Annotated in this window: 20 protein-coding genes; 15 read left to right on the top strand and 5 right to left on the bottom strand. The window is 73.5% G+C overall.

All coding sequences use genetic code 11. The features are described from left to right. Position 1 precedes the first annotated feature (1 nt). Positions 2–1,666: a DEAD/DEAH box helicase gene (locus BU204_RS16350; RefSeq protein WP_233160364.1), complete on the bottom strand. Its 1,665-nt coding sequence runs from the start codon at positions 1,664–1,666 to the stop codon at positions 2–4. Positions 1,667–1,872: 206 nt separating this feature from the next. On the opposite strand from BU204_RS16350, the gene BU204_RS16345 reads away from it, so the two are divergent. Together BU204_RS16345 and BU204_RS16340 are read left to right on the top strand one after the other, a co-directional pair. Beyond that, a complete protein-coding gene (locus tag BU204_RS16345; RefSeq protein ID WP_075126539.1) occupies positions 1,873–2,523 on the top strand; it encodes a ferritin-like fold-containing protein in 651 nt (216 codons plus the stop codon). 47 nt (positions 2,524–2,570) lie between these two features. Beyond that, positions 2,571–2,795: a DUF3107 domain-containing protein gene (locus tag BU204_RS16340; protein WP_083661370.1), complete on the top strand. Its 225-nt coding sequence runs from the start codon at positions 2,571–2,573 to the stop codon at positions 2,793–2,795. 75 nt (positions 2,796–2,870) lie between these two features. Here the strand turns inward: BU204_RS16340 and BU204_RS16335 are convergent, their stop codons facing one another. Both BU204_RS16335 and BU204_RS16330 read right to left on the bottom strand, forming a co-directional pair. Continuing rightward, positions 2,871–3,584 (bottom strand): TetR/AcrR family transcriptional regulator, encoded by a 714-nt coding sequence (locus tag BU204_RS16335; RefSeq protein WP_075126538.1) that lies wholly within the window; start codon positions 3,582–3,584, stop codon positions 2,871–2,873. Positions 3,585–3,639: 55 nt separating this feature from the next. Further along, positions 3,640–4,266, bottom strand: a complete 627-nt coding sequence (locus BU204_RS16330) for a TetR/AcrR family transcriptional regulator (RefSeq protein WP_075126537.1) — start codon at positions 4,264–4,266, stop codon at positions 3,640–3,642. 110 nt (positions 4,267–4,376) lie between these two features. Here BU204_RS16330 and BU204_RS16325 point away from each other — a divergent pair, with 110 nt between their 5' ends. From BU204_RS16325 to BU204_RS16310, 4 genes are all read left to right on the top strand, one after another. Then, positions 4,377–5,363 (top strand): alpha/beta fold hydrolase, encoded by a 987-nt coding sequence (locus tag BU204_RS16325; protein WP_075126644.1) that lies wholly within the window; start codon positions 4,377–4,379, stop codon positions 5,361–5,363. Positions 5,364–5,421: 58 nt separating this feature from the next. Further along, positions 5,422–6,435 carry a DUF3152 domain-containing protein gene (locus BU204_RS16320; RefSeq protein WP_233160363.1) on the top strand — a complete coding sequence of 338 codons (1,014 nt, stop codon included), beginning with the start codon at positions 5,422–5,424 and terminating at the stop codon, positions 6,433–6,435. Between the two features lie 104 nt (positions 6,436–6,539). After that, positions 6,540–7,718: an adenylyltransferase/sulfurtransferase MoeZ gene (gene moeZ / locus BU204_RS16315; RefSeq protein WP_075126536.1), complete on the top strand. Its 1,179-nt coding sequence runs from the start codon at positions 6,540–6,542 to the stop codon at positions 7,716–7,718. A gap of 55 nt (positions 7,719–7,773) precedes the next feature. After that, a complete protein-coding gene (locus BU204_RS16310) occupies positions 7,774–8,562 on the top strand; it encodes a TIGR02569 family protein (RefSeq protein ID WP_233160362.1) in 789 nt (262 codons plus the stop codon). Between the two features lie 219 nt (positions 8,563–8,781). On the opposite strand, the gene BU204_RS16305 is transcribed toward BU204_RS16310, so the two are convergent. Continuing rightward, positions 8,782–9,342: a hypothetical protein gene (locus BU204_RS16305; RefSeq protein WP_075126534.1), complete on the bottom strand. Its 561-nt coding sequence runs from the start codon at positions 9,340–9,342 to the stop codon at positions 8,782–8,784. A 108-nt stretch (positions 9,343–9,450) separates the two neighbouring features. On the opposite strand from BU204_RS16305, the gene BU204_RS16300 reads away from it, so the two are divergent. The 8 genes from BU204_RS16300 (at position 9,451) to BU204_RS16265 (ending at position 20,288) form a co-directional block, all read left to right on the top strand. Next, on the top strand, positions 9,451–11,484 hold the full coding sequence (locus BU204_RS16300) for a molybdopterin oxidoreductase family protein (protein WP_075126533.1): 2,034 nt from the start codon (positions 9,451–9,453) through the stop codon (positions 11,482–11,484). Further along, entirely contained in the window at positions 11,481–12,911 is a 1,431-nt protein-coding gene (locus tag BU204_RS16295; protein WP_143229537.1) for an FAD-dependent oxidoreductase, read from the top strand. The genes BU204_RS16300 and BU204_RS16295 overlap by 4 nt, the downstream gene beginning before the upstream one ends. A 104-nt stretch (positions 12,912–13,015) precedes the next feature. After that, the gene (locus tag BU204_RS16290; protein WP_075126531.1) at positions 13,016–14,554 is read left to right on the top strand and encodes an MFS transporter; all 1,539 of its coding nucleotides are present in this window, start codon (positions 13,016–13,018) and stop codon (positions 14,552–14,554) included. 117 nt (positions 14,555–14,671) lie between these two features. After that, entirely contained in the window at positions 14,672–17,152 is a 2,481-nt protein-coding gene (gene nirB / locus BU204_RS16285) for a nitrite reductase large subunit NirB (RefSeq protein ID WP_075126530.1), read from the top strand. Then, positions 17,149–17,478 (top strand): nitrite reductase small subunit NirD, encoded by a 330-nt coding sequence (gene nirD, locus BU204_RS16280; RefSeq protein WP_075126529.1) that lies wholly within the window; start codon positions 17,149–17,151, stop codon positions 17,476–17,478. Before nirB ends, nirD begins: the two co-directional genes overlap by 4 nt. Next, complete coding sequence (locus tag BU204_RS16275; protein ID WP_075126528.1) at positions 17,475–18,596, top strand: uroporphyrinogen-III synthase; 1,122 nt, start codon at positions 17,475–17,477, stop codon at positions 18,594–18,596. The genes nirD and BU204_RS16275 overlap by 4 nt, the downstream gene beginning before the upstream one ends. Next, positions 18,593–19,276, top strand: coding sequence for a sirohydrochlorin chelatase (locus BU204_RS16270; protein WP_075126527.1), 684 nt, complete (start codon positions 18,593–18,595; stop codon positions 19,274–19,276). The genes BU204_RS16275 and BU204_RS16270 overlap by 4 nt, the downstream gene beginning before the upstream one ends. A gap of 10 nt (positions 19,277–19,286) precedes the next feature. Next, on the top strand, positions 19,287–20,288 hold the full coding sequence (locus BU204_RS16265; protein ID WP_075126526.1) for a pirin family protein: 1,002 nt from the start codon (positions 19,287–19,289) through the stop codon (positions 20,286–20,288). Positions 20,289–20,298: 10 nt separating this feature from the next. On the opposite strand, the gene BU204_RS16260 is transcribed toward BU204_RS16265, so the two are convergent. Next, positions 20,299–20,586: an MGMT family protein gene (locus tag BU204_RS16260; RefSeq protein ID WP_075126525.1), complete on the bottom strand. Its 288-nt coding sequence runs from the start codon at positions 20,584–20,586 to the stop codon at positions 20,299–20,301. Between the two features lie 68 nt (positions 20,587–20,654). On the opposite strand from BU204_RS16260, the gene BU204_RS16255 reads away from it, so the two are divergent. After that, positions 20,655–23,855, top strand: a complete 3,201-nt coding sequence (locus BU204_RS16255) for an ATP-dependent helicase (RefSeq protein ID WP_233160361.1) — start codon at positions 20,655–20,657, stop codon at positions 23,853–23,855. Positions 23,856–23,942: the final 87 nt, after the last annotated feature.

The following is a 23,942-nucleotide window of genomic DNA, read 5'->3' as shown; positions in this document are numbered from 1 at the left end:
GTCAGTCTGCCGAAGCGCCTGTTTCGGTCGCGTTCGGTGTCTGGCTGCCGGCCTTGGTGCCGCCCTCGGCCTCCGCCCCGGTGTCGACTCCGCCCCGGCTGCGCCGGCGCTTGCGCTGCCGGACAGGCCGGTCCGGGCGGCCGCTGGGGGAGGTGGTCGCCGCGGTCGTCTCGGCGGCGGGCTCGGCCTGCTGGCCGGTCTCGGCGCCGCTCCGGCTGCGCCGGCGCCGCCGCTGCCTGGCCTCGCCGGCCTCGCCCTCGCTCGCGCGCTGGCGCTCCCCGGACTCGGCCTTATCGCCGGACCGGCGGCGGCCGCGGCCCCGGCCCTTGGTCTTGCCGCCGAGGTCCTCCTCCGGTTCGGCGGCCAGGCCGACGCGGGTCCGCTTGGCCAGCGGCAGCCGGCCGGTCGAGCTCTCGGAGATCCCGAGATCGGCGAACAGGTGCTCGGAGGTGGAGTAGGTCTCCACCGGCTCCGGGATGTCCAGGCCGAGCGTGTCGCTGATCAGCTTCCAGCGCGGCATCTCGTCCCAGTCGACCAGGGTGATCGCCACCCCCTCGCGGCCGGCGCGGCCCGTGCGCCCGATGCGGTGCACGTAGGTGCCGTCGTCCTCCGGGCACTGGAAGTTGATCACGTGGGTGACGCCGTCGATGTCGATGCCGCGGGCGGCGACGTCGGTGGAGATCAGCACGTCGACCTTGCCGGAGCGGAACGCACGCAGCGACTGTTCACGGGCGCCCTGCCCGAGGTCACCGTGCACCGCGGCGACCGCGAAGCCGCGCTCGGAGAGCTCGTCGGCGACCTTCTGGGCCGTTCGCTTGGTCCGGCTGAAGATCATCGTGAGGCCACGGCCCTCGGCCTGCAGGGCGCGGGCCACGACCTCGATCTTGTCCATCGAGTGTGCCCGGTAGACGAACTGGCGCGTGCGCTCGTGGATCGCGCCGGCGTCGGTCTCCTCGGCCCGGATGTGGGTGGGCTGGTGCAGGAAGGTCCGGGCCAGCGTGATGATCGGGCCGGGCATCGTGGCCGAGAACAGCATCGTGTGCCGCTGGTCGGGCACCATCCGCAGGATCCGCTCGATGTCGGGCAGGAAGCCCAGGTCGAGCATGCGGTCGGCCTCGTCGAGCACCAGCGCGGCGATCTTGCCGAGCACCAGGTGGCGCTGTTCGGCCAGGTCGAGCAGGCGTCCGGGGGTGCCGACCACGATGTCGACGCCCTTGCGCAGGGCCTCGATCTGCGGCTCGTAGGGCCGGCCGCCGTAAATCGAGAGCACCCGTACGCCGAGGTACTTTCCGGCGTCGGTGAGGTCGTGGGTGACCTGCAGGCACAGCTCGCGGGTCGGCACCACCACGAGGACCTGGGGAGTCCCGTCCCCCGGCATGGACAGCCGGTGCAGCAGCGGCACGCCGAAGCCCAGCGTCTTGCCGGTGCCCGTGCGGGCCTGTCCGATGACGTCCTCGCCGGCCATCGCCAGCGGCAGCGTCAGCTCCTGGATCGCGAAGGTCCGCTCGATACCCGCCTCGACGAGTGCCTTGACGATCTCCTCCCGGATGCCGAACTCGGCGAAGGTGGGGGAGTCCTCGCGCACTGGGGCGCCGGCCTGGAGCGGGTGGGACGTGTCGGTCTCGGGGACGCCGGCCTCGCTGTGCTCCAGCGTGACGGGGTCCACGTCGGTCGGTTGGTTTTCCTGGTTTTCGGTTGAGACGGTGATGAGCTTCTCCCTTTGTCCAGCGCGCTCCGCCCTGGACGGGCCGCTCGACCGCACGGTTCTCGGTGCGGGAGGGCCGGCGAGGCGCGCACACCCTCTGCACGCGGCTTCAACAGCTCGCGTCCTGGTCAGTCTACCTGCGTCGCCGTCCCGATACCCTCTGCCCCATGAGCGAGCCGTCAATCGACCCCGGGGTTGTCGATCTGCTGGGCGTGCTGGCCTACGGCGAGCTCTCCGCCTTCGACCGGCTCTCCGAGGACGCCCGTACCGCGCCCACCCTGCCCGGACGCGCCGCGCTCTCCGCCATGGCCGCGGCCGAGATCGTCCACTACACGAGGATCGAGCGGTTCCTGGCCGAACGCGGGCTCGACGTCCAGGACGCCATGCGGCCGTTCATCGGTCACTTCGACACCTGGCACGCCTCGACCGCGCCGCGCTCCTGGCTGGAGTCGCTGGTCAAGGCGTACGTGGGTGACGGGCTGGCCGCCGACCTGTACGGGGAGATCGCGAACTGGCTCGACGAGCCGGCCCGGTCGCTGGTGCGGGAGGTGTTGGCCGACACCGGGCACTCCGCCTTCGCCGAGCGCGAGGTCCGGGCGGCGATCGCGGCCGACCGGAAGGTGCGCGACCGGCTGACGCTCTGGGGCAGGCGGCTGCTGGGGGAGGCGCTCACCCAGGCCCAGTACGTGGTGGCGGAGCGGGACGGGCTGGCCGAGCTGATCGTCACCGGTACGGGTGACCTCGCGGGAATCGCGGCCCTGTTCCGGCGGTTACAGCAGGCGCATGGCAAGCGGATGACCGCGCTCGGTCTCGGCTAGCCTTGTCGAGTCATCGCAGTTGGACGGGGATCAAGGCGGAGGTCAGCGTGGAGGTCAAGGTCGGAGTCGCGGACACCGCGCGGGAGCTCGTGCTGAACAGCACGCAGACCCCGGACGAGATCGAGTCGCTGGTCGCGGCCGCGCTGAAGGACTCCGCCGGCACGCTCAGCATCACCGACGATAAGGGCCGGCGCTACGTCGTGCCCTCGGCGCGCATCGCCTACGTGGAGATCGGCACGGCCGACAGCCGCCGGGTCGGCTTTGCCACGTAGGTCAGGAGCTTGGTCGTCGGGCCCGCGGGGGACGCCCCCCGCGGGCCCGAGCCGTCTGCTGGGTGGTTCCCGCGCTCAGCCCGCGCTGGTCTCCGGCGTGACCTGGGCGAGCTGCACCACGCGGTTGACCTCGAGCGGCTTGTGGGGGTCGAGTACGACGCCGTGGGCCCGCGTGAAGCCGTCGATGGCCGACCAGATCAACTCGGTCAGGTACTCCACCACCGCCTCCCGGCTCATCGTGCGGCGCTCGAGCCACCACTCGCTCACGTTCTGCACCATGCCGACGATGCCGTGCGCCCAGGGTTCCGCGCCGCCGGAGTCCAGCTCCAGGGCTCGCAGGTAGTCCCCGAGCAGGGCCGCGATCGCGTTCGCGATCAGCTCCTTGTCCTCGGCGACGATGTCCTGCTCGACGGCGGCCTTGGCGAACGAGCGCCGGACCAGCACCCGGTACAGGTGCGGATGCTCCTCGACGGTCGAGAAGAAGGCGTCCAGGCTCCTGCGGATCCGGGGTACCGGCGCCTCCTCGTTGTTCAGCGCGGGGATGAGCCGGTCGAACAGGATCTCGGTGCCCCGTTGACCCAGGGCGACGAACAGGTCCGCCTTGTCGGTGAAGTGGCGGTAGAGCACCGGCTTGGTGACGCCGGCCTCGGCCGCGATGTGGTCCATTCCCACGTCCGGTCCGTGCTCGGCGAGTGCGCGCATGGCCGCCTCGACGAACTCCGCCCGTCGTGCCGCCCGATGCGATCGCCACCGATCGCGCCGAGCGTCCCCAGTGCTGTCCTCGGACATCTCGCAGACGCTACTCCCACCGGTCACCGCGTCGAGGGCGGCCGGCGCGGGTGGCTCAGGAGCTCTGCAGGGGGAACCCGCCGCCGATGCCCTTCCAGGCCAGGGTCGAGATCAGGCCGACGGCCTCCTCCTTGGCCATCGCCCGGTTGTTGGCCAACCAGGACCGCGCGGCGACCTGGCTGATGCCCACCAGGCCGACCGCGAGCAGCCTGGCCCGTTCCTGGTCCAGACCCGCGTCGGCGGTGATGGTCTCGGTGATGGCCGCGGTGCAGGCGTCGGTGCCGCGGTCGATGGCGGCCTGGACGGCCGGCTCGCCCCGCAGGTCCGACTCGAACACCAGCCGGTAGGCCTGGCTCTCGCCGTCAACGAAGTCGAAGTAGGCGCTGACCGCGTTGCGGACGCGCAGCTTGTTGTCCGTCGTCGACTCCATGGCGTCGGAGACGCGCATGATCAGCTCGTCGACGTGCATCTCGAGCAGGGCCATGTACAGCTCGAGCTTGCCCGGGAAGTGTTGGTAGAGCACCGGCTTGCTGACGCCGGCCCGCTCGGCGATCTCGTCCATGGCCGCGGCGTGGTAGCCGTTCTTGGCGAAGACGTCCTGGGCCGCCTCCAGCAGCTGGGCGCGCCGCGCCGTTCGCGGCAGCCGTGCCGCCCGGTTGGCCTGTTGCACCGTCTCCGACATGCCGCCTCCCACGCGCGTCGCTCCTCGCCGGCCGGGTTACCGAACCGATATGACCTTACTCGCGGGTAATGGTGATCCGCGACGGTGCGTGGTTCATGGACACTGGAGCCATGAGCACCGTCCCCGACACCAGGCCGCCTGTGACCCAGGTTCCCCTGTCCGACGCCGCGCTGCCGCCGGTGGACATGTCGATCCCACCCTGGCCCGGCGCGGACGAGACCTCCGGCGGGGTCCGGCTGCACGTCCGCCGCACCCCCGGCCCTGCCGACGCCGAGGCGACCGCGGTCTACGTGCACGGTCTCGGCGGCTCGGCCACCAACTGGACCGACCTCGCCGGCCAGCTCTCCGGGTACGTCCCGGGTGTCGCGATCGACCTGCCCGGGTTCGGCCGCAGCGAGCCGCCGGAGGGCTTCGACTACTCGATGCCGGCCCACGCCGACGTCGTGGCGCGGTTCGTCCGCGGCCTGGGGGTCGGACCCGTGCACCTGTTCGGCAACTCGATGGGCGGCGCGATCTCCGTCCTGCTCGCCGCGCGGCATCCGGAGCTGGTCCGCACGCTGACGCTGATCTCGCCGGCGATGCCGGACCTGCGCCCGGCGTTCTCCAGGATGTCCGACCCGCGCCTGCCGCTGGCGTTCCTGCCGTTGGTCGGGCCGAGGGTGCGCCAGCGGCTGGCCAAGGAGCACGTCGACCAGCGGGTGCTGCGCCTGCTGCGGCTCTGCTTCGCCGAGCCGGACCGGATACCGCAGTCCCGCAAGGACGAGGCGGCCAGGGAGGCCGAGGAGCGGGAGGCCATGGCCTGGGCGAACCCGGCGCTCGCCGGGAGCACGCTGGGGCTGTTCCGCACCTGGCTGGCGCCGAGGTCGCGCTCGCTCTGGACGCTGGCCCCCACGATCGAGGTCCCCACGCTGGTCGTGTGGGGGACCGAGGACAAGCTGGTGACCGTGCGCAAGGCGCCGCGCACCGCCCGGCTGCTGCCCCGCGGGCGGCTGCTCGTCCTGCCCCGCACCGGGCACGTCGCCCAGATGGAGCGGCCGGGCACGGTTGCCCGCGCGGTGCTCGGCATGTGGGAGGAAGTCGCCGCCGGACGGTGGTGAATCACCCGGTCGGGCGGTCCCGGATTACCCGTTATCAACTTGTGGCACTCTGTCTGACGTGACGAAGTCCGTCCAGGATCGGTACCGCGCGGGAGCACGCCGTACGTCGGCGCAGCCACTCGCCGCGTCCTGGCGTCCGGACGGGGACCTGCCCGGACGCCGGTCGCGCCGGTCGCGGCCGACCGGGGTGCGGGGGGCGCTGTCCACCTACGGCTGGCGGATCTACGCGGTGCCGCTGCTCGTCGCGCTCACCGTGCTGGTGTTGATCGACACGACGCGGCAGGACGAGACCGCCGCGCAGCCGGACCAGCTCTCCGGCGTGCGCAACGAGGAGGCGGCGACGCCGCCGGAGGAGCGGTCGGAGGGCCCGAAGCCCAGCGAGCAGCCAGTCGTGCCGCCGAACCTGAACATCCCGACCGCCGAACTGCCCAAGGGCGCGGCGTACGTGCAGAAGGGCCAGGGAACGTTTGCCATCGTGCCCGGACGGGGTCAGCGGCGGGGCTCCGGCGGCGAGCTGTTCACCTACACGATCGAGATCGAGCGCGGGATCGACCTGCGACCCTTCGGCGGCAACGACTCCTTCGCCGCCCTGGTGGACACCACGCTGGCCGACCCGCGCGGCTGGGCGGCCTCCGGCCAGGTGTCGGTGCAGCGGGTGGACAGCGAGGCCGACAACCCCGACATCCGGATCACGCTGGCCACCCCGGACACCGTGCACCGGCCGGAGTTCTGCGGGTTCTCGATCCGCTACGAGTCCTCCTGCTGGCGGCGCAGCGAGAGCCGGGTGTTCATCAACCTGGCCCGCTGGGTGCGCGGCGCGATCGCCTTCGGCGGCGACGTCGGCACCTACCGGTCCTACGCGATCAACCACGAGATCGGGCACGCGTTCGGCAACGGCCACGTCGGCTGCGCGAAGAACGGCGACCTCGCGCCGGTGATGATGCAGCAGAGCTTCGGCGTCTCCAACAACTACGTGGCCCAGCTCAACGATCAGGTCGGCAACGACGACCCGGTGCAGGCGGACGGCAAGACCTGCCGGTACAACGCCTGGCCCAACCCACAGGCGCGCTGACCGGCTCGTCCCGCATGGTGGGAGCCCGGGAAGCCCCGGTGGGACGAACGCGTTGACCTGAGCAGACTGGGGAGCACGCCGAACGCCGCGTCGAGGAGGAACCCATGGCAGGCAGTTTGCCGCCGCTGGTGGAGCCGGCAGCCGAGCTGACCAAGGATGAGGTCGCCCGGTACAGCCGGCATCTGATAATCCCGGATGTGGGGGTGGACGGGCAGAAGCGGCTCAAGAACGCGAAGGTGCTGGTCGTCGGCGCCGGCGGGCTGGGCAGCCCGGCCCTGCTGTACCTGGCCGCGGCCGGGGTCGGCACGCTGGGCGTGGTCGACTTCGACGTCGTCGACGAGTCCAACCTGCAGCGGCAGGTGATCCACGGGCAGTCCGACATCGGCAAGCCCAAGGCCGTCTCGGCCAAGGAGTCGGTCGCCGAGATCAACCCGTTCGTCACCGTGAACCTGCACACCGAGCAGCTCACCTCGGACAACGCGCTGGAGATCTTCCGCGACTACGACCTGATCCTGGACGGTACGGACAACTTCGCCACCCGGTACCTGGTCAACGACGCCGCGGTGCTGCTCGGCAAGCCCTACGTCTGGGGCTCGATCTTCCGGTTCGAGGGCCAGGTCAGCGTGTTCTGGGAGGACGCGCCGAACGGCCAGGGCCTGAACTACCGCGACCTCTACCCCGAGCCGCCGCCGCCGGGCATGGTCCCCTCGTGCGCCGAGGGCGGTGTGCTGGGCGTGCTGTGCGCGTCGATCGGCTCGATCATGGTCACCGAGGCGATCAAGCTGCTGACCGGCATCGGCGAACCGCTCCTGGGTCGACTGATGGTCTACGACGCCCTGGAGATGACCTACCGGACGGTCCGGATCCGCAAGGACCCGGAGACCAAGCCGATCGAGGGCCTGATCGACTACGACGCGTTCTGCGGCGTCGTCTCCGACGACGCGCAGCAGGCGGCGGCCGGTCACACGATCACGCCTCGCGAGCTCAAGGAGAAGTTCGACCGGGGTGAGAACTTCGCCCTGATCGACGTCCGGGAACCGCACGAGTACGAGATCGTCTCGATCCCCGGCGCGGTGCTGATCCCCAAGGACCGCATCCTGTCCGGGGAGGCCCTCGCCGAGCTGCCGCAGGACAGGCCGATCGTGCTGCACTGCAAGTCCGGTGGCCGCTCCGCCGAGGCGCTCGCGGCGCTGCACAAGGCCGGTTTCGCCGACGCCGTGCACGTCGGCGGCGGTGTGCTGGGCTGGGCCCGCGACATCGATCCCTCCCTGCCCACCTACTGATCCACCCCGCGAGTCCCCCGCCTGGTGCGGGGGACTCGCGGTAGCGTGCGCGGTCGTGAGTGCGTCCCCACCACCTCTGCACGTGCGCGCGGCCTTCGGCGCCAAGGAGATCGAGCCGGAGCTCGTCGACCTCGGCCCGCGCTGGCGGTGCGGCGATGTCGCGCTGCGGCCGGTGTCCAACCCCGCCGAGGCGACCTGGGTCGCCCAGACCCTCGGCGACCTGCACGTGCCGGACATGCGGATCGGCCGCCCCATCCGGGCCAGCGACGGGCGCTGGGTGGTCGGCGGCTGGGCGGCGTACCGGTTCGTCGAGGGCCGCCCGGAGCCGCGCTACGACGAGATCGTGTCCGCCTCGCTCCGCCTGCACCACGCCACGGCCGAGCTGTCGGTGCCGCGTTTCCTGTCCACGCGCAACGACGTGTTCGCGATGGCCGACCGCGCGTCCGCCGGCACCGACGAGGCCCCGCTCGACGCGGCGCTCGGCGGCCGGCTGTTCGACGTGCTCGCCGCCTCCCGCAAGCCGCTCAGCCTGCGCCCGCAGGTGGTACACGGGGACCTGTTCGGCAACGTCCTGTTCACCGGCGCCGCGGCACCGGGCATCGTCGACTTCGCCGCCTACCACCGCCCCGCGGAGTGGGCGGCCGCGGTCGTCGTGGTCGACGCGCTGGCCTGGGGCGGCGCCGATGCCGGCCTGCTGCGCCGGTGGGCCCACCTGCCCGAGTGGCCGCAGGCTCTGCTGCATGCCCTGCTGTTCCGCCTCGCGGTGCACGCCCTGCACCCGCACTCCAGCGCACAGTCCCTCGTCGGCCTGGAACGGGCAGCGCACCAGATCACCGAACTCTGACGCGCCCTCCGGCACGGGTCCCGCAGCGGGTCTACTACCACGTGAAACGTCTCGTCGACGCCGGTCTCTTCGCCGAGCACGCCGAGGTGTCGCTCGACCAGGACCGGTACGAGTTCTGGGGCCGGCACACCCCGCAGGGCGAGCGCGGCCGGCTGGCTCGGCGGCTTGGTCGAGCTCAAGCGCATGCTCGAGCTGGGCACGGATTGGCGGGCGGTCACCTTAGAGCTGCCCGCCGCTGACGACGAGGCGTGAGGGGCTCAGCGGGTCGTGAAACAGCGTCGTGAGCAGCGTCAGGCATTCCTGCGCCAGGCCGGGCCCGGCCACCAGCCCGGCCCCCACGAGCAGCGACACCGCGGCCAGCCCCACCGCGACCGCGTTCACCGTGACCGGGCGCACGAGCATCGCGGCGACCAGTGCGAACGGCAGCCCGCCGCAGGCATAGGCGAGCACCAGCTGCGTCCCAAGCGCGAACTCGGCGGCGAAGGTCACCGCAGCGGCGTAGGCCCACCCGGCGAACCCGCCCGTCCCGACCAGCACCACCCAGAGCGTCACCCCGCGTCCGTCGCCGGGTAACCAGGACGCGTCCGCCGTGCTCAGCCCGAGCAGGACGAGCGCGGCGAACAGCGCGGCGAGCAGGCCGAGCACGCCCAGCATCCGCTGGACCGGCAGCTCCGCGAGCGGCGTGAGCGGCAGCTCGCCCCGATCCAGGGTGAACAGCACCGCCAGCGTGCCGGTCAGCACCGACCCCACCAGCCAGGTCCCCACCAGTTGCCGCAGCACGTAATCGTTCCCCTCACCGTCGCCGTGTTCCGGGTGAGCAGGCAATGTCGCGCGCCGGAAACACATCCGCACCCCGCGGTAACACGGGCTCCTCTAGCGTCGGTGCCCATGCCGGTCGACACGCACTGCCCGTACTGCGCCCTCCAGTGCGGGATGCGGGTGAGCGCGGGCACCGTCGCTCCCCGGGAGTTTCCCACCAACCGGGGCGGCCTGTGCCAGAAGGGATGGACCTCCGCCGCCGTGCTCGACTCGCCCGGGCGGCTGACCGTCCCCCTGGTGCGCCGGGACGGCGAGCTGCGTCCGTCCACCTGGGAGGACGCGCTGGATCTGGTCGCGGCGCGGCTGCGTGCGCTACGGGCCGAGCACGGGCCGGACTCGGTCGCGGTGTTCGGCGGGGGTGGCCTCACCAACGAGAAGGCCTACCTGCTCGGCAAGTTCGCCCGGGTCGCCCTCGGCACCTCGCGGATCGACTACAACGGCCGGTTCTGCATGTCCTCGGCCGCCGCCGCGGGCATCCGCGCGTTCGGGATGGACCGGGGCCTGCCGTTCCCGGTGACCGACCTCGCCGGAGCCGGCGCGGTCCTGCTGGCCGGCGCGAACCCGGCCGAGACCATGCCGCCGTTCATGCAGCACCTGACGGACGCCGAGCTGGTCGTGGTCGACCCGCGGCGCACGCCGACCGCCGAGGCGGCCACCCTCCACCTCCGCCCGGCGCCGGGCACCGACCTCGCGCTCGCGCTCGGCATCCTGCACGCCGTGGTCGCCGACGGCCACCTCGACAAGGAGTACCTCGCCGAGCGGACGACCGGGTTCGACGATGCCTGGCGGGTCGCCGCGGCCTGGTGGCCGGAGCGCGCGGAACGGGTCACCGGGGTGGCCGCGGCCGACCAGCGCCGGGCCGCGGCGCTGCTCGCCGAGGCCGACGGGGCCTACGTGCTCACCGCCCGGGGCACCGAGCAGCACGCCCGCGGCACCGACACGGTGAGCGGCTGGATCAACCTGGCCCTGGCCCTCGGGCTACCCGGCCGCCCCGGATCCGGCTTCGGCTGCCTGACCGGACAGGGCAACGGTCAGGGCGGGCGCGAGCACGGGCAGAAGGCCGACCAGCTCCCGGGCTACCGGCGCATCGACGACCCGGCCGCCCGGAAGCACGTCGCCGCGGTGTGGGGCGTGGACCCGGAGTCGCTGCCGGGGCCCGGCCCGTCGGCGGTGGAGCTGCTCGACTCGCTCGGCTCGGCGACCAAGGCCCTGCTGGTCTTCGGGTCCAACCTCCTGGTGTCCGCGCCGCGCTCCGCGCACGTCGCCTCCCGGCTCGCCGCGCTGGACCTGCTCGTGGTCACCGACGTCGTGGCATCGGAGACCGCGCGGCAGGCCGACGTGGTGCTGCCGGTCGCCCAGTGGGCGGAGGAGGACGGCACGTTGACCAACCTCGAGGGTCGGATCCTGCTGCGCCGCCGGGCCGTCGACCCGCCATCGGGGGTGCGTACCGACCTCGACGTGCTGCACGGGTTGGCCGTTCGGCTGGGGCAGCCGCCCCAGCGCTTCCCGACGGTGGCCGAGGAGGTCTTCACCGAGCTGCGCCGCGCCTCCGCCGGCGGGCCGGCCGACTACTCGGGCGTGACCTACGACCGCCTGCGCGCGGGGGAGGCCCTGCACTGGCCGGTCGTGTCCACCGACGACCCGGGCACCCCGCGGGCCTTCCTCGACCGGTTCGCCCACCCGGACGGGCTGGCCCGGTTCGTCCCGGTCGACCACGGCGGACCGGCCGAGCTGCCGGACGCCGAGTTCCCCCTGCAGGTCACCACCGGGCGGGTGCTCGCGCACTACCAGTCCGGCGCGCAGACCCGGCTGGTCGAGGAGCTGGTGGCGGCCGCGCCGGAGGTGTTCGTCGAGGTGCACCCGGACACCGCCGCCAGGGCCGGGCTCGCCGACGGTGACCTGGCGCGGGTCACCTCGCGTCGCGGGTCCACGGTGGCCAGGGTCCGCGCGGTGGCCTCGATGCGCCCGGACCTGCTGTTCCTGCCGTTCCACTTTCCCGGTGCGGGGCGGGCGAACCTGCTCACCAACCCCGCACTGGACCCGGTGAGCCGGATGCCGGAGTTCAAGGTCTGCGCCGGTCGACTATCCACTGTGGAGAGCTGATGCCTCGTCGTGTCGTCGTTGCCGGATATGGCATGGCCGGGGCCCGCCTGGCCGAGGAGATCCGCCGCCGGGACCCGGCCGGCGAGCGGGTGGCGCTGACCGTGGTCGGCGCCGAGCGCCACGCCGCCTACAACCGGGTACTGCTCTCCGCCGTGCTCGGCGGCTCGCTGCGCCCGGAGTCGGTGCTGCTGCAGGACGAGGGCTGGGCCGATGAGCACCGGGTCGACCTCCGGGCCGGCACCGCCGTCACCGGCGTGGACCGTTCCGCGAGGACGGTGACGCTCTCCGACGGCTCTACTGTGGACTACGACGTTCTGGTGCTGGCCACCGGCAGCCGTCCGTGGCTGCCGCCGGTCGAGGGGCTGGTCACCGAGGAGGGCCTGGCGCCGGGGGCGGTGGCGTTCCGCACCCTCGACGACTGCACCCGCATCGTCGACGCGGCCCGCCCCGGCGCGCCGGTCGCCGTACTCGGCGGGGGACTGCTCGGCCTGGAGGCCGCACGCGGCCTCGCCCACCGCGGCAACCTGGTCACGGTCGTGCACCCGGTGGGCCACCTGATGGAACGCCAGCTCGACCCGGCCGCCGGTCGCGTGCTCGCCGCCAAGCTCGCCACCCTGGGCATCGAGACCAGGCTCGGCGTGACCGCCGCCCGCTACCTGCCCGGCGACGGGCTGAAGCTGGCCGACGGCACCTACGTCGCCGCCGACCTCGTCGTCGTCTCCGCCGGGGTCCGCCCGGCGAGCGACCTCGCCGAGGCGGCCGGCCTCGCCACCGACGGCGGCGTGCTGGTCAACGACGCGCTGTGCACCAGCGACCCGCGGGTGCACGCGATCGGCGACTGCGCCCGCCACCCCGGCACGGTCTCGGGTCTGGTCCAGCCCGCCTGGGAGCAGGCAGCGGTGCTGGCCGACCTGCTCACCGGCGCGAACCCCGCCGCCCGCTACCGGGGCACGCCCGTGGTCACCCGCCTCAAGGCCAGGGACGTCGACCTGGCAGCGCTCGGCGAGGTGCACACCGAGGTGGACAGCGCCGACGCCGAGGTCCTGTGCCTGCAGGACGCCACCCGCGGCCGCTACGCCAAGCTCGTCCTGCGCGAGGACCGGGTCACCGGCGCCATCGTGCTCGGCGTCCCGGACGCGGCCGCGGCGATCACCCAGCTGTTCGACCGGGGCACACCCGCCCCCGCCGACCGCCTCGCGCTGCTGCTCGGCCACGCCGCGACCGCCCCTCCGGCGAGCCCGGTGGACCTGCCCGCCTCGGCGACGGTCTGCCGCTGCAACACGGTCACCAAACGCCAGCTCGTCTCGGCCTGGCGCGCCGGCGCCCGCTCCCCGGCCGACCTCGCCACCGCCACCCGAGCCACCACCGGCTGCGGCGGCTGCCGCGACGCCGTCCGAACCATCGCGGACTGGCTGGCGACCACGTGAGCGGGAGCGACCATCAGACACAGCCGTGAGGAGGGAAGACGGCGAGTCAGCGCCCGAGCGAAGCGAACCATCAAACACAGTCACCATCGATCTAGGAGGCGCAGTTGACCGTCGCCGTCGAACCACGCACCTCGTCCCCGCGCTTCGCGCGGGGAGCTCGGCGCGGCAGGTGGATTGACGATTGGGACCCCGACGACGAGGGGTTCTGGCAGTCCACCGGCCGGCACATCGCCCGGCGCAACCTGATCTTCTCGATCTTCGCCGAGCACCTCGGGTTCGCTATCTGGGTGCTCTGGTCGGTCGTCGTGATCAACCTGGCCAACGCCGGTCTCCCGATGTCCCTCGCCGAGATGTTCTGGCTGACCGCCGTACCCAACCTGGTCGGCTCGGCGCTGCGCATCCCCTACACCTTCGCCGTCCCCCGCTTCGGCGGTCGGTTCTGGACAGTGATCAGCGCGAGCCTGCTGCTGCTGCCCGCGACGTTGCTCGCCGTGGTGGTGCCCAGCGGGTGGCTGGCCGGGCAGGCACATGACACCCAGTTCTGGGTGCTGGTGGTCTGCGCGGCGACAGCCGGTGTCGGCGGGGGGAACTTCTCCTCCTCGATGGCCAACATCTCCTTCTTCTACCCGGAGCGGCGCAAGGGGCTCGCGCTCGGGCTGAACGCGGCCGGCGGCAATCTGGGCGTCGCCGTCGTGCAGCTTGTGGTGCCGCTGGTGGTGGTGATCGGTGTGCCCGCCGCGGCGGCACGGCTGCCCGAGCACGAGGTGCACCTCGCCTACGCCGGGCTGATCTGGATGCCGTTCATCGTCGCCGCCGCCCTGTGTGCCTGGTTGTTCATGGACAGCCTCACCCAGGCGCGCTCGGACGCCCGCTCCTACCTGACCGCCCTGCGGCACGGGCAGACCTGGGTGATGTCGGTGCTCTACATCGGCACGTTCGGCTCGTTCATCGGCTACTCGTTCGCGCTGCCCCTGGTCATCAAGAACACCTTCCCGGAGTTCCTGGCTGCGAACCCGTTCATCGCCACCTACCTGGCAGGGCTCGGCTTCCTCGGCGCGCTGGTCGGCTCGGTCTCCCGGCCCTTCGGTGGCTGGCTCTCCGACCGGATCGGTGGCGCCCGGGTGACGCTGGGCTGCTTCCTCGGCATGATCGTGTGCACCGCGCTCGCGATCGTCGGCGTGAACGTGCACAGCTTCGAGCTGTTCTTCGGCTCGTACATGGTCATCTTCCTGCTCTCGGGGGCCGGCAACGGCTCCACGTACCGGATGATCCCAGTGATCTTCGGCGAGCTGGGGCGGCGGGAGGCCGCGGCCGGCGGGCTGGACCGGGCGGACACCGCCCTGCGGTTCAAGCGCCAGGCCGCAGCTGTGATCGGCATCGCGGGGGCGATCGGGGCGTTCGGCGGGTTCCTGATCCAGGTGATGTTCCGCGAGGCCAGTCTCTCGGTCACGGCCGCGGTGAACGCGGCGACCACACCCGAGCGGAAGGCCGCCGTCGCCGCGGCCAACGCCGACTGGTCCACCAGCGCGCTGTGGGTGTTCCTGGCCGGCTACGTGGTCTTCGCGTTCCTCACCTGGTTCTGCTACCTGCGCCGCACCTTCGCCGTCGCGCGGGTGCCGAGCCTGGCCGGGGTCGGCGTGTGACCCGACACGGCGCTGACCAGCGGCGTGAGTGATCCGTAACGCGCGGGAAACGGCATCGACGCGGTGGTGACACGGCCGCCGCAGACCATGGGACTGACTCGGAGGGAGCGGGTGGGCATGGCGCAGAGGCTCGTCGTCGTCGGCAACGGGATGGTCGGGCACCGCCTGGTCAGCGCGGTGCGCGAACGGGACGGCGCTGGGCGGTGGCAGGTCGAGGTGTTCGGCGAGGAGGCTCGCCCCGCCTACGATCGGGTCGCGCTCACGTCCTATGTCGACACCTGGGACGAGGCGCGGCTGCGGCTGGCCGATCACGACTCCGAGGTCACGGTGCGCCTCGGCGATCCGGTGGTCGCGATCGACCGGAACGCCCGAACGGTCACCTCGCGCAGCGGGCTGGTTCGCGGCTACGACGCGCTGGCGCTGGCCACCGGCTCCTACCCGTTCGTCCCGCCGATCCCCGGGCACGACCTGCCCGGCTGCCACGTCTACCGCACGATCGACGACCTCGACCGGATCCGCGAGGCGGCGGGCCGGCTCCGGGTCGGCCGCCGGGCCGCGCTGGTCGTCGGTGGCGGGTTGCTCGGCCTCGAGGCCGCGAAGGCGTTGCGGGACATGGGGCTTTCGCCGCACGTCGTGGAGCTCGCACCGTGGCTGATGCCGCTGCAGGTCGACGAGGGCGGCGGTGCGTTGCTGCGCCGGCTGGTCACCAGCCTGGACGTGACCGTGCACGCCGGCACCGGAACGCAGGCCGTGGAGCAGGACGGCGAGCGGCTGATCGCCAAGCTGGGCAACGGAACCGAGCTGGACGTCGACCTCGTCGTGTTCGCCGCCGGGGTCCGGCCGCGGGACTCGCTGGCCGTCGAGGCCGGCCTGGCCCGGGGCGAGCGCGGTGGGGTCGCGGTGGACGCCACCTGCCGGACCTCGGACCCGGCGGTCTGGGCCGTCGGCGAGTGCGCCTGCGTCGAGGGGCGGGTCTACGGCCTGGTCGCACCCGGCTACGCGATGGCCGAGGTGGTGGCCGACCGGCTGCTCGGCGGCTCGGCGACCTTCGCCGAGGCCGACACCTCCACCAAGCTCAAGCTGCTCGGCGTGGACGTGGCGAGCTTCGGCGACGCGCATGCTCGCGCGGAGGGCGCGCTCGAGGTCGTGGTCAACGACGCGGTCGCCGGTTCCTACAAGAAGCTCGTGCTCTCCGACGACGCCGCGACGCTGCTCGGCGGCGTGCTGGTCGGCGACGCCTCGGCCTACGCCGCGCTGCGCCCGCTGGTCGGCCGGCCGGTGCCGGGGGACCCGGTCGGGCTGCTCTCGGGTGCGGTCTCCGCCGGCGCGCTGCCCGCGGACGCGCAGGTCTGCTCCTGCCACGCGGTGACCAGAGCCGCCGTCGACGGCGCGATCGCCCAGGGCTGCGCGGACGTGCCGGCGCTCAAGGCGTGCACGAAGGCGGGGACCGGCTGCGGGTCGTGTGTGCCGATGCTGCGCCAGCTGCTCACCGAGGCCGGCGTCGAGCAGTCGACGGCGCTGTGCGAGCACTTCACCCAGAGCCGGGTCGAGCTGTTCGAGATCGTCCGCTCGACCGGGGTGGCCACGTTCAGCGAGCTGGTCACCCGCTACGGCACCGGCCGCGGATGCGACATCTGCAAGCCCGCTGTCGCCTCGATGCTCGCCTCGCTCGGCGGTGGGCACGTGCTCGACGGCGAGCGGGCGGCCCTGCAGGACACCAACGACCACTTCCTGGCCAACATCCAGCGCAACGGCACCTACTCGGTCGTGCCGCGCATCCCCGGCGGCGAGATCACCCCGGAGAAGCTGATGGTGATCGCCGAGGTGGCCAGGGACTACAACCTGTACACGAAGATCACCGGCGGCCAGCGGATCGACCTGTTCGGCGCGACGGTGGAGGCGCTGCCGGCGATCTGGCGCCGGCTGGTCGACGCGGGCTTCGAGTCCGGCCACGCCTACGGCAAGGCGCTGCGCACGGTCAAGTCGTGTGTGGGCAGCACCTGGTGCCGCTACGGCGTGCAGGACTCGGTGCGGATGGCGATCGAGCTGGAGCTGCGGTACCGCGGACTGCGCTCGCCGCACAAGCTCAAGGCCGGGGTGTCCGGCTGCGCCCGGGAGTGTGCGGAGGCACGCAGCAAGGACTTCGGCGTGATCGCCACCGAGCACGGCTGGAACCTCTACGTGGGCGGCAACGGCGGGTTCACCCCGCGCCACGCCCAGCTACTGGTGTCCGATGTGGACTCCGAGACGCTGGTCCGGCTGATCGACCGCTTCCTGATGTTCTACGTGCGCACCGCCGACCGGCTGCAGCGCACGGCCGCCTGGCTGGAGGCGATGGAGGGCGGGCTGGACCACCTGCGCGAGGTCGTCGTGGAGGACAGCCTCGGCATCTGCGCGGACCTCGAGGCGGCGATGGCCAGGCACGTCGCCTCCTACGCCGACGAGTGGCGAGGGGTGCTGGAGGACCAGGAGAAGCTCGCCAGGTTCACGTCGTTCGTCAACGCACCGGGCACGCCGGACCCGACTGTCTCCTTCCGTGAGGAGCGGGGACAGCGGGTGCCGGTCCTGTTGGGAGTACCGGAGGTGGTGGGCCGATGACCGAGGCGACGACCGTATGCGCGTTGGCTGATCTGATACCCGACCGCGGGGCGGCCGCCCTGCTGCCGAGCGGGGAGCAGGTCGCTGTGTTCCGCACGGGCAGCGGCGAGCTGTTCGCGCTGTCCAACATCGACCCGTTCAGCCGCGCCGCCGTGCTGTCCCGCGGCATCGTGGGCGACCTGCGCGGGGTACCGGTCGTCGCCTCGCCCATGCACAAGCAGCACTTCGCGCTGCGCACCGGCGAGTGCGTCGAGGACCCGGCCGTCTCCGTCCCGGTCTACCCGGTCCGCGTCGAGTCGGGCCGCGTCGTCGTGGAGGCCCGGTGAGCCCTCCGCCACTGGCCGGGTACACGATCGGCGTCACCGCGGCTCGTCGGGCCGACGAGCTGGGTGCGTTGCTCGAACGCCGGGGGGCGACGGTGCTGTACGGGCCGGCCATCCGGATCGTGCCGCTGGCCGACGACACGGAACTGCTCACCGCGACCAGGAGCCTGCTGACCGAGCCACCGGACATCGTGGTCGCGACGACCGGGATCGGGTTCCGCGGCTGGGTCGAGGCGGCCGAGGGCTGGGGGCTGGGCGAGGACCTGCACGCGGCGCTGGAGGCGGCCACGGTGCTCACCCGCGGTCCCAAGGCGAAGGGTGCCGTTCGGGCGGCCGGCCTGGTCGAGCGGTGGGCGCCGGAGTCGGAGTCGAGCGCGGAGGTGCTCGACCACCTGCTGGCGACGGGGGTCTCCGGCCGCAGGATCGCGGTCCAGTTGCACGGTGAGCCGCTGCCCGACTTCGTCGACGCGCTCCGCGGTGCCGGCGCCGACGTGCTGGAGATCCCGGTCTACCGGTGGACGGCACCGGCCGACCCGGCTCCGCTGGACCGGCTGCTGGACGCGGTGCTCGCCGGTCAGGTCGACGCGCTCACGTTCACCAGCGCACCGGCCGCGGCCAGCGTGCTGCGCGCCGCCGAGCGCCGCGAGCGGCTGGCCGAGCTGGTGGACGTGCTGCGCTGCAAGGTGTTGGTGACCTGCGTCGGGCCAATCACCGCCGGGCCGCTCACCCGGGTCGGCGTACCGGTCGTCCAACCCGCCAGGGCCAGGATCGGCTCGCTGGTGCGCGAGCTGGCGGTGGCCCTGCCCGCACGGGCGGTCCGGGTCCGCGCCGGAACGTCCACGCTGGAGCTGCGGGGTCAGGCGGCGCTGGTGGACGGCGAGCTGCGGCCGGTCCCACCCGCGCCAATGGCCGTTCTGCGCGCGCTGGCCGCGAGTCCCGGTGCGACGCTGCCGCGACCGGTGCTCGGTGCGGTCCTGCGCCGGCACTCCGGGCGCGAGGACGCTGTGGACGAGCACGCGGTGGAGACCGCGGTCGGTCGCCTGCGTTCGGCGCTCGGCTCGACGGCCCTGGTGCAGACAGTGGTCAAGCGCGGCTACCGGCTGGCGGTGCCGGTGTCGTGAGGCCGCTACCGCTGCTGCTCGCCGCGCACGGAACCCGGGACCCGGCCGGGGCGCGTGTCGTGCACGAGATCGCCGCCGGGGTGCGCGCGGCGCTGCCCGGGGTGCGGGTCGAGGTCGCCTATGCCGACGTCCGGCAGCCCGACGTGCGCACGGCGCTCGACGAGCTCGGGCCGGCCGTCGTCGTACCCGCCTTCCTCGCCAACGGCTACCACGTTCAGGTCGACATCCCCGAGCAGGTTGGCGGGCGGGCGTTGGTCACGCCGCCGTTCGGCCCCGCCGCCGCTCTGGTGGCGGCCGCGCACGAGCGGCTGGTCGAGGCGGGCTGGCGCGGCGAGCCGGTCGTGCTCGCGGCGGCCGGCTCCTCGCAGTGGCGGGCCCGGGCCGACGTGGAGCGCGTGGCGGCGCTGCTCGCCGGGCGGACCGGAACCGAGGTGCGCGTCGGGTACGCGACCGGCGAGCCGCGGATCGCCGAGGTGCTCACCGAGGGCATGGCCGTCGCGTCCTGGCTGCTCGCACCGGGTCTGTTCCACCGGATCGCCAGGGCGAGCGGGGCCGCCGTGGTGGCCGAACCGCTGGGTGCCCACCCCCGCGTCGTCGCGCTGACCGTGGCCAGGTACCGCGGAATAATTGAGAGTGCAACTAGATTGACAGGGGTGGAGGCCGTCGTCGGGCGGCCGTGAAGGAGGCGTCATGCCCGCCATCACCGCTGACACCCTGACCCTGCCCCGCCTGCCGGAGCTGCCCGCACCGGACACGCGGTGGCGCCCGGCGCTGCGGGTCGTCACCGCCGGCACGTTCGTCGAGGGCGAGGGCTTCCAGGTCCGCCGCCCGTTCCCAAGCGCGGACCTGTCGATGGCCGACCCGTTCCTGCTGCTCGACCACATGGGCGCGGTCGAGTACGGCCCCGGCGAGGCCAAGGGAGCGCCCTGGCACCCCCACCGCGGCTTCGAGACCGTCACCTACATGATCGACGGTGCCTTCCAGCACACCGACTCGATCGGCGGCGGCGGCCTGATCACCGACGGCGCCACCCAGTGGATGACCGCCGGCGCCGGGATCCTGCACAACGAGGTCCCGCCGCAGGACATGGTCGCCCGCGGCGGCCTGTTCCACGGCGTCCAGCTGTGGGTCAACCTGCCCAGGTCGAAGAAGCTGACCGCTCCGCGCTACCAGGACATCGGCGCCCGCGACGCGACCCTGCTCTCCAGCGCCGACGGCGGCGCGCTGGTCCGGGTGATCGCCGGCCGGCTCGCCGGCCACGCCGGGCCCGGCGTGACCCGCACCGAGATCACCTACCTGCACGCCACGGTCAGCCCCGGCGCCCGCCTGGCCATGCCGTGGCCGGAGAACCTGAACGCGCTGGTGTACGTCCTGTCCGGCCGCGGCATGGTCGGCCAGGAGGAGCGGCCGCTCGAGGAGGGGCAGCTGGCCGTGTTCGGCCACGGCGAGGCGCTGGCGGTGCGGGCGGCCGACCGGCAGCCGACCAACTCGCCGACCGGCTGGGAGATCATCGTGCTGGGCGGAGTTCCCATCAACGAGCCGGTCGCGCGCTACGGCCCGTTCGTGATGAACACCCGGCAGGAGATCATCACCGCGTTCGAGGACTTCCAGGCGGGCCGCCTCGGCACGATCCCGCCTGAGCACGCGCCCCAGCACCTGGCCCATCGCGGCTCGGCCGACGAGACCCTGTAGGACGCGACGCTCACGGACGCCAGCGGTACCGGCGCATGCTGATCCGCTGGCCGTCCGCCAGCACGCCCTCCGCCCGCAGCAGCTCCAGCTGGCGGTGGACCAGGTGCGGCGCCGGCGTCCCGTCCGCACGCAACACGCGGTGCCAGGGCAGGTCGTGGCCGTCCTCGCCGAGGATCCGCCCCACCAGCCGCGGTGTCGACGCGCCGGCGATCTGTGCGATGTCGCCGTAGGAGGCGACCCGACCGGCGGGAATCGAGGCGATGACCTCCCGCACCCGCTCGTGTAGTGCTTCGTCCACAGCTGGAGTATCGCGGGTGCGGCGTGCCGAGGAGGCCGGATCGGACGGACCGTGTTTTCATCTTCGGCGTGGTCCTCACGGCTCCCCGGCTGGTTCGCCGGCCGGCGCCACCGCGCCCCCCCGCTCGGTGGGACGCCGCCGCCCAGCGTGTGCTGGACGGCGCCGAGGGCTTCGTCCGGGTCCTGGGCGCGCCCGGCACCGGCAAGACCACCCTGCTCACCGAGGTGGCGGCCGACCGGATCCTGCGGGGCGGGGTCGACCCCGAGCAGCTCCTGGTGGTCACCGCCAACCGCCGCGCGGCGACCGAGGTCCGGGCCGCGATCACCGCCCGGATCACCGAGGGCGACGGCGAGCTGCGCACGATCCGCGAGCCGCTCGTGCGCACCGTGCACTCCTACGCCTTCTCGGTCCTGCGCCTGCACGCCGCGATGCGGGACGTTCCCGGCCCGCGGCTGCTCTCCGGCCCCGAGCAGGACGCCGTCGTGCGCGAGCTGCTCGCCGGCGACATCGAGGACGAGGCGCACTACTGGCCCGACCGGCTCTGGCCGGCGCTGGGCGTGCCCGGCTTCGCCGAGGAGCTGCGCGACCTCATGCTGCGGGCCGCCGAACGCGGGCTGGGACCGGAGGACCTGATCCGCGTCGGCCGGGAGGCCAGGCGCGAGGAGTGGGTCGCCGCCGGGAAGTTCGCCCGCCAGTACGAGCAGGTCACGCTGCTGGCCGGCGCCGCGGACAGCGCCGTCGCCCAGGAGTCCGCGCCGGCGCTTGACGCCGCCGAGCTGGTCGCGAGCGCGCTGCTCGCGTTCGAGACCGACCCCGAGCTGCTCGCGAGCGAGCGCGACCGGGTCCGCTACCTGCTGGTCGACGACGCTCAGCACCTCGACCCGTTGCAGTACCGGCTGCTGGCCAGGCTCGGCTTCGCGGCCAAGGAGTTCGTCCTGGCCGGCGACCCGGACCAGGCGGTGTTCTCCTTCCGGGGCGCCGACCCGCGGTTGCTCGCCGAGACCCAGCCCGACGGCGGCACGGTCGTGCTGCGTGCCACCCACCGGCTCGCGCCGGCGGTCCGCCAGGCCGTCGCCCGCCTCGCCACCCGGCTGCCCGGCGCCGCCCCGCAGCGGCTCACCACCGACCCCGACGAGCCCCTGGTCGAGAACTCCCCCGAGGACGGCCGCGTCGAGGTCCGGCTGCACGCCACCGACGCCGCCGAGGCCGCCTGGGTCGCCGACCAGCTGCGCCGGGCCCACCTCGTCCACGGCGTGCCCTGGTCGGAGATGGCCGTCCTGGTCCGCTCGGCCACCAACTCGCTGCCGGTGCTGCAGCGCGCGTTCCAGGTCGCCGGGATCCCGGTCACCACCGACGCCGACGAGCTGCCGCTGGCCCGCCAGCCCGCGGTCCGCCCGTTCCTGGAGCTGCTGCGGGTCGCGGCCGAGCCGCACCTGCTCGACGCCCGCCGCGCCGAGATGCTGCTGTCCTGCCAGTTCGGCGGGGCCGACCCGCTGGCCCTGCGCCGGCTGCGGCGAGGGCTGCGCCGCCTCGAGCTCGCCGCCGGTGCCGACCGGCCCAGCGACGAGCTGCTGGTGGAGGTGCTCAACTCGGCGGACACGCTGGCCGCGCTGGCCGAGGACGAGGCGGCGAGCGTGCACCGGGTAGCGGGCCTGCTGACCACCGCCCGCGAGGCCATCGCGGCCGGCGCCGGCATCGAGCAGGTGCTGTGGGCGGTGTGGCGGGAGAGCGGCCTCGAGGGGCGGTGGGTGGCCCAGTCGCAGCGCGGCGGCACCCTCGGCGCGCAGGCCGACCGCGACCTCGACGCGATCGTCGGGCTGTTCCACGCCGCCGCCCGCTACGCCGACCGGCTGCCGGGTGCCGGCGTGACCGGCTTCGCCGACTTCCTCGCCGCCCAGCGGATCGTCGGCGACACGCTCGCCCCGTCCGCGCAGCGGGGCGAGGCGGTCTCGGTGCTCACCGCACATGCCGCCGTGGGTCGGGAGTGGACTGTCGTCGCCGTGCTCGGGGTGCAGGAGGGAACGTGGCCCGATCTGCGCCTGCGTGGCTCGCTGCTGGGCGTCGAGCGCCTCACCGACCTGCTGTCGGGAGTGGACGACCCCGACGTGTCGCAGACCGCGCCGCTGCTCGCCGAGGAGCGCCGGCTGCTGCTGGTGGCCGCGAGCCGGGCCAGGCACACGCTGTTGCTCTCGGCCATCCGCGGGGAGGACGAGCAGCCCTCCCGGTTCCTGGCGGAGCTCGCCGGCGGCGAGGTCGAGGAGGTCGCCCGGCCGGCCGGGCTCGGCGGCCCGGAGCGTGCGCTGGTGCTGGCCGACCTGGTGGGGGAGCTGCGCCGGGCGGTCGCCGACGGCACGTCGCCACCCGACCGGCGCCGGCGGGCGGCCCGGCAGCTGGCCCGCCTGGCCGACGCCGGCGTTCCCGGCGCTGACCCCGACGTCTGGTACGGCCTGGCCGAGGTGTCCAGCGTGGACCCGGTGCGCCCGGTGGGAGAACGGATCGCGGTCTCCCCGTCCACCGTCGAGGTGCTAGCCCGCTGTCCGCTGCGCTGGATGGTCGAGCGGCACGGCGGCTCCGACCCGGCCGAGCTGGCCTCGATCACCGGCGTGCTCGTGCACGCGCTCGCCCAGGCCGCCGCCGACGGCGCCGACGAGGTGGCGCTGCGGGCCGAGCTGGACCGGGCCTGGGACGTCGTCGACGCCGGCGCGCCCTGGTTCTCCCGCCGCGAGCGGGCCCGGGTGCACGCGATGATGGACACGTTCCTCGGCTGGCTGCGGGCCACCCGCGGCGAGCTGACCCAGGTCGCCGTGGAGCGCGACTTCGGCGTCGACGTGCCGGGCACCGAGCCGCCGGTGCGCATCCGCGGCCGGGTCGACCGGCTCGAGGCGGACGCGCAGGGCCACCCGGTGGTGGTCGACGTGAAGACCGGCCGGGTCCCGATCAGCGAGGCCGACGCCCGCGAGCACCCGCAGCTCGCGGTCTACCAGCTCGCCGCCGCCTACGGCGCGTTCGTCGAGCTGGGATTGGACCGCGAGCCGGGCGGCGCGCGGCTACTCTACGTGTCCAAGGCCAACCGCCGCACCCAGGCCACCGAGCGCGGCCAGGCCCCGGTGGACGAGGATGGCCTGAAGCACTGGACCGGCGTCGTCGCCGACGCCGCCGCCGCCAGCGTCGGCCCCGACTACGCGGCCAGACAGAACCCGGACTGCCCCCGCTGTCCCGTCCGCTTCAGCTGCCCGGTCAACCCCAGCGGCCGCCAGGTGATGGAGTGAGAGTGGGCCTGACCGCCTCCCCGGGATTTGAAGTGTTGGTCGCCATGGGCGGGGAGTGCGCGGCTTGGGCGCGTACTTGTGGCTGGG

Source organism: Actinophytocola xanthii, assembly GCF_001921205.1.
Classification (GTDB): Bacteria; Actinomycetota; Actinomycetes; order Mycobacteriales; family Pseudonocardiaceae; genus Actinophytocola; species Actinophytocola xanthii.
This window is presented reverse-complemented; position numbering and strand designations above follow the sequence as displayed.